This window comes from Polaromonas sp. C04 (genome assembly GCF_002002705.1).
GTDB lineage: Bacteria > Pseudomonadota > Gammaproteobacteria > Burkholderiales > Burkholderiaceae_C > Rhodoferax_A.
On record NZ_MUNS01000037.1, the window covers coordinates 100,577 to 115,492 of the forward strand.

At 64.2% G+C, this 14,916-nt stretch carries 13 protein-coding genes; 10 read left to right on the plus strand and 3 right to left on the minus strand.

Going from position 1 to position 14,916, the window contains the following annotated elements; genetic code table 11:
* Nucleotides 1-7 precede the first annotated feature (7 nt).
* The 3 genes from B0E49_RS15110 (at nt 8) to B0E49_RS15120 (ending at nt 3,405) form a co-directional block, all read left to right on the plus strand.
* Nucleotides 8-1,681 (plus strand): FAD-dependent oxidoreductase, encoded by a 1,674-nt coding sequence (locus B0E49_RS15110; protein WP_077563036.1) that lies wholly within the window; start codon nt 8-10, stop codon nt 1,679-1,681.
* A gap of 123 nt (nt 1,682-1,804) precedes the next feature.
* Nucleotides 1,805-2,314: a gluconokinase gene (locus tag B0E49_RS15115; protein ID WP_077563054.1), complete on the plus strand. Its 510-nt coding sequence runs from the start codon at nt 1,805-1,807 to the stop codon at nt 2,312-2,314.
* A gap of 89 nt (nt 2,315-2,403) precedes the next feature.
* Nucleotides 2,404-3,405: an MBL fold metallo-hydrolase gene (locus B0E49_RS15120; RefSeq protein WP_077563037.1), complete on the plus strand. Its 1,002-nt coding sequence runs from the start codon at nt 2,404-2,406 to the stop codon at nt 3,403-3,405.
* 50 nt (nt 3,406-3,455) lie between these two features.
* Here B0E49_RS15120 and B0E49_RS15125 read toward each other — a convergent pair whose 3' ends face one another.
* A complete protein-coding gene (locus B0E49_RS15125) occupies nt 3,456-4,355 on the minus strand; it encodes a DUF6279 family lipoprotein (RefSeq protein WP_077563038.1) in 900 nt (299 codons plus the stop codon).
* Here B0E49_RS15125 and glmU point away from each other — a divergent pair.
* Nucleotides 4,354-5,763 (plus strand): bifunctional UDP-N-acetylglucosamine diphosphorylase/glucosamine-1-phosphate N-acetyltransferase GlmU, encoded by a 1,410-nt coding sequence (gene glmU / locus B0E49_RS15130; protein WP_077563039.1) that lies wholly within the window; start codon nt 4,354-4,356, stop codon nt 5,761-5,763. The two genes, B0E49_RS15125 and glmU, sit on opposite strands and share 2 nt — an antisense overlap.
* Before the next feature lie 39 nt (nt 5,764-5,802).
* Here glmU and B0E49_RS15135 read toward each other — a convergent pair whose 3' ends face one another.
* Together B0E49_RS15135 and B0E49_RS15140 are read right to left on the minus strand one after the other, a co-directional pair.
* On the minus strand, nt 5,803-6,477 hold the full coding sequence (locus B0E49_RS15135; protein WP_168175066.1) for a DUF2726 domain-containing protein: 675 nt from the start codon (nt 6,475-6,477) through the stop codon (nt 5,803-5,805).
* Nucleotides 6,478-6,625: 148 nt separating this feature from the next.
* Entirely contained in the window at nt 6,626-7,117 is a 492-nt protein-coding gene (locus tag B0E49_RS15140) for an Lrp/AsnC family transcriptional regulator (RefSeq protein ID WP_077563041.1), read from the minus strand.
* A 135-nt stretch (nt 7,118-7,252) separates the two neighbouring features.
* On the opposite strand from B0E49_RS15140, the gene glmS reads away from it, so the two are divergent.
* From glmS to B0E49_RS15170, 6 genes are all read left to right on the plus strand, one after another.
* On the plus strand, nt 7,253-9,127 hold the full coding sequence (gene glmS, locus B0E49_RS15145; RefSeq protein WP_077563042.1) for a glutamine--fructose-6-phosphate transaminase (isomerizing): 1,875 nt from the start codon (nt 7,253-7,255) through the stop codon (nt 9,125-9,127).
* 33 nt (nt 9,128-9,160) lie between these two features.
* Nucleotides 9,161-9,796, plus strand: coding sequence for a nucleoside/nucleotide kinase family protein (locus B0E49_RS15150; protein WP_077563043.1), 636 nt, complete (start codon nt 9,161-9,163; stop codon nt 9,794-9,796).
* Nucleotides 9,796-10,323: a C40 family peptidase gene (locus tag B0E49_RS15155; protein WP_077563044.1), complete on the plus strand. Its 528-nt coding sequence runs from the start codon at nt 9,796-9,798 to the stop codon at nt 10,321-10,323. The genes B0E49_RS15150 and B0E49_RS15155 overlap by 1 nt, the downstream gene beginning before the upstream one ends.
* Before the next feature lie 208 nt (nt 10,324-10,531).
* The gene (gene ahpC, locus B0E49_RS15160) at nt 10,532-11,095 is read left to right on the plus strand and encodes an alkyl hydroperoxide reductase subunit C (protein ID WP_077563045.1); all 564 of its coding nucleotides are present in this window, start codon (nt 10,532-10,534) and stop codon (nt 11,093-11,095) included.
* A 97-nt stretch (nt 11,096-11,192) separates the two neighbouring features.
* Nucleotides 11,193-12,770, plus strand: a complete 1,578-nt coding sequence (ahpF, locus tag B0E49_RS15165; RefSeq protein ID WP_077563046.1) for an alkyl hydroperoxide reductase subunit F — start codon at nt 11,193-11,195, stop codon at nt 12,768-12,770.
* A gap of 77 nt (nt 12,771-12,847) precedes the next feature.
* Nucleotides 12,848-14,916 (plus strand): type I restriction endonuclease subunit R (locus B0E49_RS15170; RefSeq protein WP_077563047.1); only part of this gene is annotated, 2,069 nt, incomplete at its 3' end.

The following is a 14,916-nucleotide window of genomic DNA, read 5'->3' on the forward strand; positions in this document are numbered from 1 at the left end:
AGGACGCATGAATGCACCCGCAGAGATCCTGACCGCCGATGTGCTGATCGTCGGCGCCGGCCCCGTGGGCCTGACCATGGCGATGGACTTGGCCGCGCGCGGCGTGAAAGTGCTCATTGCCGAGATTCGCCGTTACGCCGAGCCGCCAAACGTGAAGTGCAACCACGTCGCCTCGCGCACCATGGAGCAGTTCCGCCGACTGGGCGTTGCGCGCAAGCTGCGCGATGCCGGACTCCCCGCCGATTATCCGAACGATGTCGTGTTCCGCACCAGCGTCACGGGCATTGAGCTGACGCGCATCCCGATTCCCTGCCGGCGCGACCGCTACGCCGAGACGCAAGGGCCGGACGCATGGTGGCCGACGGCGGAGCCGCCGCACCGCATCAACCAGATCTATCTGGAGCCGATTTTGCTGGAGCACACGGCCGCGCTTTCGGGCGTGACCCTGCTCAACCGGACGCAGGTCACCGGTTTCACGCAAGACGAGACGGGTGTCGTCGCGACGGCGACGAGCCTCGACGATGGCGGCACGCGAACGCTTCGCGCCCGCTTCATGGTGGGCTGTGACGGCGGCAGTTCCGCGGTGCGCAAGCAAATCGGCGCGAAGCTTGAGGGGACGGCCATCATCCAGCGCGTGCAGTCGACCTACATCCGCGCGCCACAGTTGCGCTCGCTCATTCCGGGCAAGCCGGCATGGTCGTACTACTCGATGAACCCGCGGCGTTGCGGCACGATGTTCGCCATTGACGGCCACGCCACCTGGCTGGTGCACAACCACCTGAACGCCGAGGAGCCGGAATTCGATTCGGTCGACCGCGACCGCTCGATCCGCGACATCCTCGGTGTCGGGCCCGACTTCGAATACGAGGTGATCAGCAGGGAAGACTGGGTGGGACGCCGGCTGGTGGCCGACCGCTTCCGCGATCGCCGGGTCTTTTTGGCGGGTGACGCCGCGCACCTGTGGGTGCCCTACGCTGGCTACGGCATGAATGCGGGCATCGCCGACGCCATCAATCTGTCGTGGCTGCTGGCGGCGTGCGTGCAGGGCTGGGCTGACGAACGCATCCTGGACGCCTACGAGGCGGAGCGCCAGCCCATCACCGAACAGGTGTCGCGCTTCGCCATGGACCATGCGCAGAAGATGATTCGCGCGCGCCGCACCGTGCCGGCCGACATCGAGGCGCTCGGACCGGAGGCTGACGCGCGGCGCGCCGACATTGGACGCGAGGCCTACGAACTCAACGTGCAACAGTTCTGCTGTGCCGGCCTCAATTTTGGCTACTACTACACGGGCTCGCCCATCATCGAGTACGACGACGCCGAGCCACCGGCATACTCGATGGGCGCCTTTACCCCCTCGACCGTGCCGGGTTGTCGGGCGCCGCATTTCTGGTTAACCGACGGGCGTTCTCTGTACGACGCCTTCGGCCCGGCCTACACCCTACTTCGCTTTGACCGGCATGCGGACATCGCGCCGCTCCAGCGCGCCGCGCAGGCAACCGGCATGCCGCTGACAGTGCTGGACGTCGACGCGCTCGCCGTTCCCGCCGAGTACGTGCATGCGCTGGTGATGTGCCGCGCCGATCAGCACGTGGTGTGGCGAGGCGACGCGGTGCCGGGCGATGGCGATGCCTTCATCGCACGCCTGTGCGGTCGCGCCATGGCGCAAGCCACGCTCTAGCGGGGTTTCCATCAGCGAGCGTGCCAAAGTGCGAGCATCGCGTTGCGCGGCACGACTGACGCGCTCTGAGCTTGAATCGCATTCGGCATGCTCGAAGATGGGTTGAGCCACTACACTGGCCGCATGAGTGCAATGCATGTGGTCGTGATGGGCGTCGCGGGGTGCGGCAAGTCGGCGGTGGGGCGGCGCATGGCTGCGCAACTGGGCCTGCCGCTGATCGAGGGGGACGACTTTCATCCGCCGCGCAATATTCACAAGATGGAGCAGGGCGTGCCGCTCACGGACATGGATCGCGCCGGCTGGCTGCAGGCGCTGGGCGCCAAGCTGGCGCAGCATCCGGCCGGCGCGGTGCTGACCTGTTCCGCGCTCAAACGGGCCTACCGCGATACCTTGCGGGCGGCGGTGCCGGAGTTGCGCTTTGTGCACCTGGCCATCACGCCGGCCGAATCGCTGCGCCGCGTGGCGGGGCGCGACGGCCATTTTTACCCGCCCAGCCTAGTGGCCAGCCAGTTCGAGGCGCTGCAGGACCCGACCGGCGAGCTGGATGTGCTGGCGCTGGACGCAACGGCTTCGCTGGAGGAACTGGCTTTGAAAGCAGTGCAGTGGCTGAAAGCGGAATTTAACAATGCGTAATTAATTACGATTAGGTAAAATCGCACGGTCATCAAGACGCCGCGCGACTTGCGCCTCTTCAGCCCTTGCCCACTTCCAGGAGACTCTCCATGTCCAGCGCCCCCACCAAAGCCTTTGCCAGCCAGGCTGACTTAACCGACAAGAAAATCACCTTCGAGCAGCTCAGCGCGCATTGCTGGGCCTACACCGCCGAGGGCGATCCCAATTCCGGCGTGATCATTGGCGACAAGTTCATCATGGTCAGCGACACCACGGCGACGCCGGCGATGGCGCAGGACCTGATCGCGAAAATCCGCACCGTCAGCGACAAGCCCATCAAGTATGTGCTGCTGACCCACTACCACGCCGTGCGCGTGCTTGGCGCCAGCGCCTATGTGGCCGAGGGTGCTACGGAGGTGATCGCGAGCCAGGGCACGCTGGAGCTCATCATCGAGCGCGGCAAGGAAGACATGCAAAGCGAGATGGAGCGCTTCCCGCGCCTGTTCCGCGGCGCCGAGGGTGTGCCCGGCCTGACCTGGCCGACCCTGGTGATCGGCGGCGGCGATGCGACGCGAGGCGAAGTGCCCGGCAAGCTCACCGTCGATCTGGGCGGCGTCAAGGTGCAGATCTGGTCGCCCGGCTACGGCCATACGCGCGGCGACACCATCGCCTGGGTCGCCGAAGAGAAGGTGCTGTTCAGTGGCGACCTGGTCGAGTACGAGGCCGGCGTCTACACCGGCGACGCCCAACTCGAGGAATGGCCCGCCACGCTCGAAGCCCTGCGGGCTTTAAGGGCCGAGGCCATCGTGCCCGGACGCGGCGAAGCCATGAAGGGCGCGGCCAACGTCGACAAGGCGCTCGACTACACGAAACGCTGGGTCGAAACGCTGTACCGCTGCGGCCAGGAGGCCGCCGCTGCCAAGATGGACCTGAAGGCCGCCATGGCGCACACGCGCAAGAGCATGGACCCGATCTTCGGCCAGGTGTTCATCTACGAACACTGCCTGCCGTTCGATGTAAGCCGCGCCTTTGACGAGGCCAGCGGCATCAAGAACCCGCGCATCTGGACGGCGGCGCGCGACAAGGAAATGTGGGACGCGTTGCAGGCGTGATGGCGACTGGAGCCGGCCGCAACACTACCGCGCGCAAGTAGCAGCGTCAGTTACGGCTGCTGCACTGCCAGCTGCACCAGGTCCCGTTCGTAGGTGCGCAGCCTTTGTACCGCGGTGTCGCGCTGGACGGGCGTGGTACTGTTGTGCGTCAGGGCAACGCTGCGGCAGTCTTCCTGCAGCAAGGCTTGCTGGTAGGCGCGGTACGCAGGGTTGGGCGAGTCGAGGGTGCGTTCGAGGTAGCCGTGCACCAGGTCGCGTGCCTCGCCTTCGGGCAGCCGGGCCTGCGTGATCTGGCGCAGCGTTTGCAGCGCATCCTGCTGGCGGCGCAGCCGCTCCTCGTAGCTTATGCGCGCATCAAAACCCGACCGCGCCACCTGCGTGCGAAGACGGTCTTTTTGAGCGCCGTCGAGCCGGCCATAGATCATTTCGGTGCGTTCCAGCCACTGCTTGTAGCGTTTTTCCAACTGCTTTGCGGGAGTCGCGGACAACCACTCCTTGCGATAGCGCGCGTCTGTCTTGGTGTACTTGCGCTCCAGTCCCTGCAGTTGCGCCGTCGTCAGCGTCATGGCCAGTGCGGCCGCGGCAGGCTCGATCTGCGCCATGAGGGTTCCCAGGTGCCGTCGCATTTCCTGGGCAATGGCGCAAACCTGCTCTGGCCCAATATCGGCGGGGGCTAGTTGCTCCATTTGTTGTAGCAATTCGATGTATTGGGGCAATTCGGTCGCGCGATGCCAGGCGTGCAGCCGTGCCAGGTCCGCGCGCAGTTGCAGGGTTTGCGCCTCATTGAAATCCACATAGCCGTCCAGCCACCAGTACCCGACGCTGGCGGCATTGTTGTAGGCGATCTTGATCGTGCTGCAGCTCGCCAGCACAAGCGTGAACATCAGCCAGCCGATAATCCGGGCTACGGTTCCGGCCCGGGCCGGCAGAAAACGCACAGGAGGAGTCATGACAGCAATCGATGTGGTCATCATGGCCGCGGGCAAAGGCACGCGGATGAAGAGCCGCCTGCCCAAAGTATTGCACCGCCTGGCCGGGCGCGCCCTGCTCGACCATGTGATCGACACGGCTGCAGCCCTGCAGGCGCGCCATGTGGTCGTGGTGACCGGTCATGGTGCTATTGAAGTTGAAGCGGCTTGCCAAGGTGTGGCAAGGACTGCAGCCGCTTTTGACATAAAGTTTGTGCGCCAGGAGCCGCAGCTGGGCACCGGCCATGCCGTGCAGCAGGCGGTCCCAATGCTGCCCGATGACGGCGTGGTCGTGGTGCTCTCGGGCGACGTGCCTTTGACCCGCGTGGAAACCTTGCGCGCCCTGATTGAAGCCTGCGGCGGCGACAAGCTGGCCCTGCTGACCATCGCCTTTGCCGACCCGACCGGGTACGGACGCATCGTGCGTGCGGGAGAGTCGGTGCAGGCCATCGTCGAACACAAGGACGCGAGCGAGGCCCAGCGCGCCATTCAGGAGGTATACAGCGGCATCATGGCCGTGCCGGCGCGCCAGCTCAAAGGCTGGCTGGCGCGGCTGGACAACAAAAACGTACAGGGCGAGTACTACCTGACCGACATCGTGAAGCTGGCCGTGGCCGACGGCGTGCCGGTGGTCGCGCACCGCATCGACGATGCGCTGCAGGTGGCCGGCGTCAACAGCCCGGTGCAGCTGGCCGAACTCGAGCGTGCGCTGCAGCTGCAGCAGGCACGCGCACTGATGGAGCAGGGCGTGCGCATCGCGGACCCTGCGCGGTTCGATCTGCGCGGCACGCTGGTCTGCGCGCAGGACGTGGAAATCGACGTGAACTGCGTATTCGAGGGCCGCGTCACCTTAAGCGAGGGCGTGAAGATCGGCGCCCACTGCGTGATTGCGAATGCGGCGATCGAGGCCGGCGCGGTGATTCATCCGTTCACCCACATCGAAGGCGGCCCGCACGGCGTGCAGGACCAGGTCGAAGTCGGCGCAGGCGCGCGGATCGGTCCGTTCGCGCGCTTGCGACCGGGCGCCAAGCTGGGCGCCGAGGTGCATATCGGCAACTTTGTCGAAGTGAAGAATTCGACGCTGGCCAAAGGCGCCAAGGCCAATCACCTGGCCTACCTGGGCGACGCCAGCGTGGGCGAGCGCGTGAACTACGGCGCCGGCAGCATCACCGCCAACTACGACGGCGCCAACAAGCACCGCACGGTGATCGAGCACGACGTGCACATTGGCAGCAACTGCGTGCTGGTGGCGCCGGTAACGATTGGGGCGGGCGGCACGGTGGGCGGCGGCTCCACCATCATCCGCGACACGCCGCCCGGCGCCTTGAGTGTGGCGCGCGGCCGGCAGGTGAGCATTGCCGACTGGCAGCGGCCGGCGAAGAAAAAATAGCCCTCGAGCAGGCCCGCTCCTGCCAGCAGGGTGAAGCAGTCAGTTGCGGCTTGTGGCCCAGGGATCCAGGGCGCCGTGTTGCGAGTTGGGGTTCAAGTCCATCAAGACGGAAATCCCCATGACTTCAGACTCCTTGAATCCGGAGGGCTTGAAGTTTTTGTCGGCCTTGGCCATGCGCTGTTCGAGCTGCTGGCGCACGCTGATCTGGCCGGCCCGGTCCGAGCGGCTCAGGGCGGCGAGCGAGAGTTTCAGGCGAAACTCGTCCGGCGAGGGCATCCCGCGCGTCGTGTCCTTGATGTAAATCATGCGGATGCCCGCCGACTTGAGGATGCGGTTTTTTTTCGTCGCATCGCGTTGTGCCACACCGGTCTCACCCTTTCGGTACGCTTCGACGTCGAACACAAACGCGGCCTTGCCGCCGTTGTCGCAAACCGCAAAATTGACCTGCAGGGTGTCGAGCACTTGCCGGGCGCGGCGCCGGTCGGCGGCGCGCCGGATGGAGACGATTTTGTTCAGCGGGACGTTCGCCAGCACCGCCTGGCCCGGAAACACCGTTTGCAGGTAATAAAGGAGGTCGGCCTGCGCGGGCGTCAGCAGCGCCTCCGAGGTGTACCGGTCATCGCGAGGCGAGGGCGCGCGCTTGAATTTGAGGTACAGCAGCACGACCAGCACCAGCACGATGCCTGGCACGACCCAATTCCAGATTGATTGCATGGCCATCCCCCTGATTCGATTATTTTGGGGATTCTCCATGGGATGCACGCCCTTGCCTATAGGGCGCGGTGACATTTTTCAGGCGATAGCGTGGCAAAGTGGACGAATCGGGTCCGCCGGTCGCCATGGGAGGGTGGTTTGCCTGCGTCTATCTGCCGCACGCCAGCGGCACCAGGGGTTCGAACTTGCTGCGCTTCACGCTGAAAAAAGCCTTGACGTTGCGCACGTTGGCATCCACGGTGAACAGGCGCTGCGCCAGCGCCAGATAACCCGGCATGTCGGCGGCGACGACGATCAGGCAAAAGTCCGGTCCGGGCGAGACGCGGTAGCACTGCTGCACGGCCTCGTCCGCGGACACGCGTGCCTCGAACGCGGCCAGGCGCTCCGCATCCTGCCGGTCCAGCGTGATCTCGACGATGGCCGTGAGCCCGAAGCCCAGCATCGGCGCCAGCCGGTCGGCGCTGAGGATGGCGATCTGCCGCTCGATCAGCCCGGCGCCTGCCAGGCGCTTGACGCGTCGCAGACAGGTCGGCGGCGAGACGTGGACCCGCTGTGCCAGCGCCTGGTTGCTCAGCGAGGCATCGCGCTGGAGCTGGTCGAGCAGGCGGATGTCGGTTTCGTCTATTGTTATTTGTTCCATAGATTAATTATATAAGAAATAAAATTTCTCTTGAATGTATGTTTGAAATTTTATTCAAATAAATATCAATATTAGATATTAAATTTTTCATCAATCACTCTACGATTCAGCCACTGAATTTTTGGGAGCTTCCTCATGTGCGGCATCGTCGGCGCGGTCTCGAACCGCAATATCGTCCCCATTCTTGTGCAGGGCCTGCAGCGGCTGGAGTACCGCGGCTACGACTCATGCGGCGTCGCGGTGTATGACCATGGGGTCAAACGCGCGCGCAGCACCTCGCGCGTAGCGGAACTGCTGGAACAGGTCGGCGCCGGGCATCTGCAGGGCACGACCGGCATCGCACACACGCGCTGGGCCACGCACGGCGCGCCGGTGGTGCACAACGCGCACCCGCATTTCAGCCACGGGCCTGGCACCGACGCCGCGGCCAGGCCCGGCCGCATTGCCCTGGTGCACAACGGCATCATCGAAAACCACGACGAGCTGCGCGCCCTGCTGCAGGCCAGGGGCTATGCGTTTGCCAGCCAGACCGATACCGAAGTCATTGCCCACCTGATCGACTCGCTGTACGACGGCGACCTGTTCGAGGCCGTGAAACTGGCCCTGCCGCAGCTGCATGGCGCCTACGCGATTGCGGTGTTCTGCAAGGACGAGCCGCACCGCGTGATCGGCGCGCGCGCGGGCTCGCCGCTGATTCTCGGGGTGGGCAAAGAGGGCGGCGAGAACTTCCTGGCCAGCGACGCCATGGCCCTGGCCGGCGTGACCGACCAGATCGTCTACCTCGAAGAAGGCGACGTGGTCGATGTGCAGCTGGGCAAATACTGGATCGTGGACAAGTCCCACAAGCCCATCCAGCGCGAGGTCAAGACCGTGCACGCGCACAGCGGCGCGGCGGAACTGGGGCCGTACCGCCACTACATGCAAAAGGAAATCTTCGAGCAGCCGCGCGCCATTGCCGACACCCTCGAAGGGGTCGAGGGCATCGTGCCCGAGCTGTTCGAAGCCCTGGGCAATCACCGTGCCGGCGAAGGCGCATACCGCACCTTCAAGGACATCGACTCGGTGCTGATCCTGGCCTGCGGCACCAGCTACTACAGCGGCTGCGTCGCCAAGTACTGGCTGGAGAGCATCGCCAGGGTGCCTACGCAGGTCGAGGTGGCCAGCGAATACCGCTACCGTGACTCCGTGCCGAACCCGAAAACGCTGGTGGTCACGATCACGCAGTCCGGCGAAACGGCCGACACGCTGGCCGCGCTGCGCCATGCGCAGTCGCTGGGCATGGCGCACACCCTGACCATCTGCAATGTCGCCACCTCGGCCATGGTGCGTGAATGCAAGCTGGCCTACATCACGCGCGCCGGTGTCGAGATCGGCGTGGCGTCCACCAAGGCTTTCACCACGCAGCTGGCCGGGCTGTTTTTGCTGACGCTGGCGCTGGCGCAGGCCAAGGGGCGACTCAGTGAGGAGCAGGAGGCGGCGCACCTGAAAGCCATGCGCCACCTGCCGTCCGCGCTGGCCGCCGTGCTGGCGCTGGAGCCGCAAGTCATCAGCTGGGCCGAAGACTTCGCCAGGATGGAGAACGCGCTGTTTCTGGGCCGCGGCCTGCACTACCCGATCGCGCTGGAGGGCGCCCTGAAGCTCAAGGAGATCAGCTACATCCACGCCGAGGCCTACCCGGCCGGCGAGCTCAAGCACGGCCCGCTGGCGCTGGTCACCAGCGCCATGCCGGTGGTGACCGTAGCGCCGAACGATGCGCTGCTGGAAAAGCTCAAAAGCAATATGCAGGAGGTGCGCGCGCGCGGCGGCGTGCTCTACGTGCTGGCCGATGCGGACTCCCGGATTGAGAGCGCCGAAGGCATCCACGTCATCCGCATGCCCGAAAACTATGGCGCGCTGTCGCCGCTCTTGCATGTGGTGCCGCTGCAACTGCTCGCGTATCACACGGCCTGTGCGCGTGGCACCGATGTGGACAAACCGAGAAATTTGGCGAAGAGTGTGACTGTTGAATAACGGGCACACGCTTTGGCGTCAATTGTTCCGACCATGAAGTCCACCGATTTGCCGACGATCCCGTCTATCTATCTCGCTCGCGTGCGCGAACTCCTTGGCAGCGGCGGCCGCAAGCTGCTTGGTTTGGTTGGCGCCCCCGGCGCAGGGAAGTCGACGCTGGCACTGGCCTTGCATCAGGCTTTTCCCGAGGCCTCGCAGGTGGTATCCATGGACGGTTTTCATCTGGCCAACACCGAGCTGCGGCGGCTTGGGCGCACCGAACGCAAGGGCGCTCCGGACACCTTTGACAGCGCGGGCTATGCCGCTCTGCTGCAGCGCCTTCGCCATCAGCACGATGACGAGATCGTTTACGCGCCCGAGTTCAGGCGCGAACTCGAAGAGCCGATCGCAGGCGCCGTTCCGGTCTACCCACAGACCCGGCTCATCATCACCGAAGGAAACTACCTGCTGCTCGATGACGGCCACTGGGCAAGGCTGGCAACCCTGCTTGACGACGTCTGGTATGTGGACGTCGACGACGCCGTGCGAAACGGCCGCCTTATCGAACGGCACCAGGATTTCGGTCGAAGCCCGGAAGCTGCGAAAGCATGGGCCAACCGCACCGATGAGCCCAATGCCCGCCTGATCGCGACGACGAAGTCACGCGCGCGGCTGCTGTTTCAGTGGTGATGATTCCTGAACATCAGCCGGATCCTTCCGGCAAATCAAGTCTCGCTTGCATTGCCGTAGCTCTTTTTGTCGCCCTTGGCGGATGCAGCACCGCGCCATCGGCCATCCGCAGCCCTGCTTCCGGCGACGCCGCCGAGGTGCCATCGCGCATCTCGCCGGAGCAGGCCGATGACATCACCATCTCCGCCGTCGGCCTGGTCGGAACGCCGTATCGCTATGGCGGTAATACGCCCGACTCGGGTTTCGACTGCAGCGGACTGATTGGCTACGTGTACCGAACCAGGGCGGGGGTTGCGCCTCCTCGAACGGTCTCAGGGCTGCAATACTGGGGCCAGCCGGTGTCGAGGGACAGCGTTCGCTCGGGCGACCTGGTCCTCTTTGCCAAGAGTGCCGCCATTACGCACGCTGGCATCTACGTGGGGGATGGCCGTTTTGTCCACGCGCCGTCCACTGGCGGGGAAGTCAGGCTCGACCAGTTGAATTCCAGGTATTGGTCCTCCTTGCGTGTGACTTTTCGCCGGCCTTGAACGACGCCAGCACAGGAAGCCAGACAAACCATTGACACATTGCGCCCGTAGGCAGGCTGGCGCGTGTGCCCCATAAATGCGAGCCAATTCCATGCGGAAGACCGTTGCTCTATGCGCGTCATAGTCATTATCAATTGATAATGATTATCAAATAGGTTAGTATTAACCCTGATTTCAATCCCAACCACCTCTTAAGGAAAGACTCAACATGTCAATCATCAACACCCAGATCAAACCCTTCGCCGCCACCGCTTACAAGAATGGCAAATTCATCGACGTGACCCAGGAAACCCTCAAGGGCAAGTGGGCCGTGCTGATGTTCTACCCCGCCGACTTCACCTTTGTGTGCCCGACGGAACTCGAAGACCTCGCCGATCACTACAGCCAGTTCAAGGACATGGGCGTTGAAGTCTACGGCGTCTCCACCGACAGCCACTTCGCGCACAAGGCCTGGCACGACACCTCGGAGGCCATCAAGAAGGTCCAATACGCGCTCATCGGCGACCCGACCCAGCAACTCTCGCGCAACTTCGAAGTCCTGATCGAAGAAGAAGGCATGGCCCTGCGCGGCACCTTCGTCATCAATCCCGAAGGCTTCATCAAGCTGATGGAAGTGCACGACAACGGCATTGGCCGCGACGCGTCGGAGCTGCTGCGCAAGGTGAAGGCCGCGCAATATGTTGCCGCCCACCCGGGTGAAGTCTGCCCGGCCAAGTGGACCGAAGGCGCTGCCACGTTGACCCCCTCGCTCGACCTCGTCGGCAAGATCTGAGTCGTTGAGGGACCCGGTGGCGGCACTCCGCCACCCACCGCCGGCCCGGCACCGTATCGCCGGGCCGCGCCATGGCTGTAATTAAAGGAGATTCGCAATGTTGGACACCAACCTGAGGGGTCAGCTCAAGGCGTACCTCGAGCGCGTGAAACTGCCTTTCGAGATCATCGCCTCGCTGGACGACAGCGCCGCCGCGCAGGAGATGCACGGTCTGTTGACCGACATCGTCTCGCTCAGTGACAAGATCACCTTGAAGACCGACGGCACGGATGCCCGCAAGCCCTCTTTCGCGCTGGCCCGCGCCGGCGAGGCGCCGCGCATTCATTTCGCGGCGATCCCGCTAGGGCATGAATTCGCCTCGCTCGTGCTGGCGCTGCTGCAGGTCGGCGGTCACCCGCCAAAGATCGAGACCGGACTGATTGAGCAGATCAGGAACCTCGACGGCGACTTCCGCTTCGAGACCTACATGTCGCTGAGCTGCCATAATTGCCCCGATGTCGTGCAGGCGCTGAACCTGATGGCGGTGCTGAACCCCCGCGTGCACAGCGTCGTGATCGACGGCGCCCTGTACCAGCAGGAGGTGACCGAGCGCCAGGTGATGGCGGTCCCGATGGTGTTCCTGAACGGTGAGCATTTCGGCCAGGGACGCATGGACGTCGAAGAGATCGTCGCCAAACTCGACACCGGCACCGCCGCCCGCGATGCGGCCAGATTGAACGCGAAGGAACCCTATGACGTGCTCATCGTCGGTGGTGGCCCGGCCGGGACGGCAGCGGCCGTTTACGCGGCGCGCAAGGGCATCCGCACCGGCATGCTCGCCGAGCGCCTGGGCGGCCAGACCATGGACACGATGGGCATCGAGAACTTCATCTCGGTGCTCGAGACCGACGGGCCGAAGTTCGCCGCCGCGCTCGAGCAGCACGCCAGGCTGTACGAGGTGGACATCCTCAACCTGCAGCGTGCCGAGAAGCTGATCCCGGCCGCCGACAACGGGGGGCTGGTCGGCGTGCGGCTTGCCAATGGCGCCACCTTGCACAGCAAAACCGTGATCCTGTCGACCGGCGCGCGCTGGCGCGAGGTCAACGTGCCGGGCGAGCGGGAATACCGCAACAAGGGGGTGGCCTACTGTCCGCACTGCGACGGCCCGCTGTTCAAGGGCAAGCGCGTGGCCGTGATTGGCGGCGGCAACTCCGGCGTCGAGGCGGCGATCGACTTGGCCGGCATCGTCGGCCATGTCACGCTGCTCGAATTCGGCGATGCGCTGCGCGCCGACGCCGTGCTCGTCGACAAATTGAAGAGCCTGAAAAATGTCGATATCCACACGCAGGCGCAGACGACCGCGATCACCGGCGCCGGCGGCAAGGTGAATGGCTTGACCTACACCGATCGGGCGAGCGGCGAATCGCGCCGCATCGAACTCGAAGGCGTATTTGTGCAGATCGGCCTGGTGCCGAACTCCGAGTGGCTCAAGGGCACGCTGGAGTTGTCGCGCCACGGCGAGATCGTGGTCGATGCGCGCGGCCAGACCTCGCTGCCGGGCGTGTTCGCCGCGGGCGACGTCACGACAGTGCCATTCAAGCAGATCATCATCGCGACCGGTGATGGTGCAAAAGCGGCACTCGGCGCATTCGACCATCTGATTCGCAGTTCGGCGCCGCAGGCGATCGCGGCCTGACGGGCATAAAAAAGGCGGCCTTTCGCAAAGACGTGAGGCTGCCGTCGCTCCCCTAGAATGCCAATACAGGAGGGGGAATGACGCCAGAGCAAAAAGCCAGACAGACCATTGATGCGCTGCTACAGCAGGCTGGCTGGCATGTGTGCTCCGTGAATGAGGCCAACATCCACGCGGCCCGTGGCGTGGCCCTTCGCGAATTCCCCCTGAACACCGGCTACGGTTTTGCCGATTACCTGCTCTATATCGACGGCAAGGCCGCCGGCGTGATCGAGGCCAAGAAAGAGGGCAGCACGCTCACCGGCGTGGAAGTGCAATCCGCCCGTTACGCCCAGGGCCTGCCCGCCACACTGCCAGCCTGGCGCAGACCCCTGCCGTTCAGCTACGAGTCCACCGGCATCGAGACCCACTTCACCCAGGGCCTGGACCCACAGCCTAGAGCCAGGGCCGTATTCGCCTTCCACCGGCCCGAAACCCTGGCCGCCTTCCTGAAAGACGTCGCCCTTCGCGCTGAGCCTGTCGCAGGGCATTCCGCCCAGGAACTCCGCCCCGCCTACCTGACGCCCGCCGCCAACGACCCCGCCACCTTTCTGGCCCGCCTGCAATCCATGCCGCCGCTGATCGAAGACGGCCTGTGGCCCGCCCAAAAAATCGCCATTCGCAACCTCGAAGCCTCCCTCAAAGCGAACAAGCCCCGGGCCCTGATCCAGATGGCCACCGGCAGTGGCAAGACCTTCACCGCCATCAGCTTCATCTATCGTCTCATCAAGTTCGCGGGCGCCAGGCGCGTGCTGTTTCTGGTGGACCGCGGCAACCTCGGCCGCCAGACCAAGAAGGAGTTTGACCAATACACCTCGCCCTACAACAACTTCAAGTTTGGCGAGGAATACATCGTCCAGCACCTGACCAGCAACACGCTCGACACCACCGCCCGCGTCACCATCTGCACCATCCAGCGCCTGTTCAGCATGCTTAAAGGTAGGGAGCTGGCCGAGGCCGACGACGAGCAAAGCATCGACGGCCTGGGCAACCTCTTCGCCAGACCCGAACCCATTGCCTACAACCCCAGCTTCCCGATCGAGACCTTCGACATCATCGTCACCGACGAAGCGCACCGCTCCATCTACAACCTGTGGCGCCAGGTGCTGGAGTACTTCGACGCCTACCTCATCGGCCTGACCGCCACGCCATCCAAGCAGACCTTCGGCTTCTTCAACCAGAACCTGGTCATGGAATACGGCCACCAGCAGGCCGTGGCCGACGGCGTCAACGTCAATTACGACGTGTACCGCATCCGCACCCAGGTCAGCGAACACGGCAGCCAGGTCGAAGCCGGCTACTCCGTGGGCTACCGCGACCGCCTCACCCGAAAAACCCGCTGGCAGGAACTGGACGAAGACATGGCTTACGACGCCGACGCGCTGGACCGCGCCGTGCAAACGCCCGACCAGATCCGCACCATAGCTCGCACCTTTCGCGACAAGCTGCACACCGAGATCTTCCCCGGCCGCACCGAGGTGCCCAAGACCCTGGTGTTTGCCAAGGACGACAACCATGCCGAGAAGATTGTCGAAATCCTGCGCGAGGAGTTTGGCAAGGGCAACGACTTTGCGCAGAAGATCACGTACAGAACCACGGGCGAAAAGCCCGAGAACCTGATCAGCGCCTTTCGCAACAGCTATTTCCCGCGCATCGCCGTCACCGTGGACATGATCGCCACCGGCACCGACATCAAGCCGGTGGAAATCGTGATGTTCATGCGCTCGGTCAAAAGCCGCAACTTCTTCGAGCAGATGAAGGGCCGCGGCGTGCGCATCATCCCGCCCGACGATCTGCAGGCCGTGACGCCCGACGCCAAGGCCAAGGACCACTTCGTTATCGTCGATTGCGTGGGCGTGTGCGAGCAGGACAAAACCGACTCCGCCCCCATGGAGCAGAAAAAGTCCGTGTCCTTCGACAAGCTGCTGCAGGCCGTGGCGCTCGGCAACGTGGAACCCGAAGTGCTCTCGTCCGTGGCCGCCCGCCTGGCGCGGATGGAGCGCGACCTGAACCCGGCCGATCAACAAAAAATTATTACGGCCAGCGGCGGCTACAGCCTCAAAGACCTGGCGAGAAACATCGTCAACGCCCTCGACCCCGATTTCCTGTG

What these genes read in the sequence shown, in the direction of transcription:
- B0E49_RS15125 (WP_077563038.1), bottom strand. Translation starts at nt 4,355, where the DNA reads ATGACTCCTCCTGTGCGTTTTCTGCCGGCCCGGGCCGGAACCGTAGCC.
- glmS (WP_077563042.1), top strand. Translation starts at nt 7,253, where the DNA reads ATGTGCGGCATCGTCGGCGCGGTCTCGAACCGCAATATCGTCCCCATT.
- B0E49_RS15110 (WP_077563036.1), top strand. Translation starts at nt 8, where the DNA reads ATGAATGCACCCGCAGAGATCCTGACCGCCGATGTGCTGATCGTCGGC.
- B0E49_RS15150 (WP_077563043.1), top strand. Translation starts at nt 9,161, where the DNA reads ATGAAGTCCACCGATTTGCCGACGATCCCGTCTATCTATCTCGCTCGC.
- B0E49_RS15120 (WP_077563037.1), top strand. Translation starts at nt 2,404, where the DNA reads ATGTCCAGCGCCCCCACCAAAGCCTTTGCCAGCCAGGCTGACTTAACC.
- glmU (WP_077563039.1), top strand. Translation starts at nt 4,354, where the DNA reads ATGACAGCAATCGATGTGGTCATCATGGCCGCGGGCAAAGGCACGCGG.
- B0E49_RS15155 (WP_077563044.1), top strand. Translation starts at nt 9,796, where the DNA reads ATGATTCCTGAACATCAGCCGGATCCTTCCGGCAAATCAAGTCTCGCT.
- B0E49_RS15140 (WP_077563041.1), bottom strand. Translation starts at nt 7,117, where the DNA reads ATGGAACAAATAACAATAGACGAAACCGACATCCGCCTGCTCGACCAG.
- ahpF (WP_077563046.1), top strand. Translation starts at nt 11,193, where the DNA reads ATGTTGGACACCAACCTGAGGGGTCAGCTCAAGGCGTACCTCGAGCGC.
- ahpC (WP_077563045.1), top strand. Translation starts at nt 10,532, where the DNA reads ATGTCAATCATCAACACCCAGATCAAACCCTTCGCCGCCACCGCTTAC.
- B0E49_RS15115 (WP_077563054.1), top strand. Translation starts at nt 1,805, where the DNA reads ATGAGTGCAATGCATGTGGTCGTGATGGGCGTCGCGGGGTGCGGCAAG.
- B0E49_RS15135 (WP_168175066.1), bottom strand. Translation starts at nt 6,477, where the DNA reads ATGCAATCAATCTGGAATTGGGTCGTGCCAGGCATCGTGCTGGTGCTG.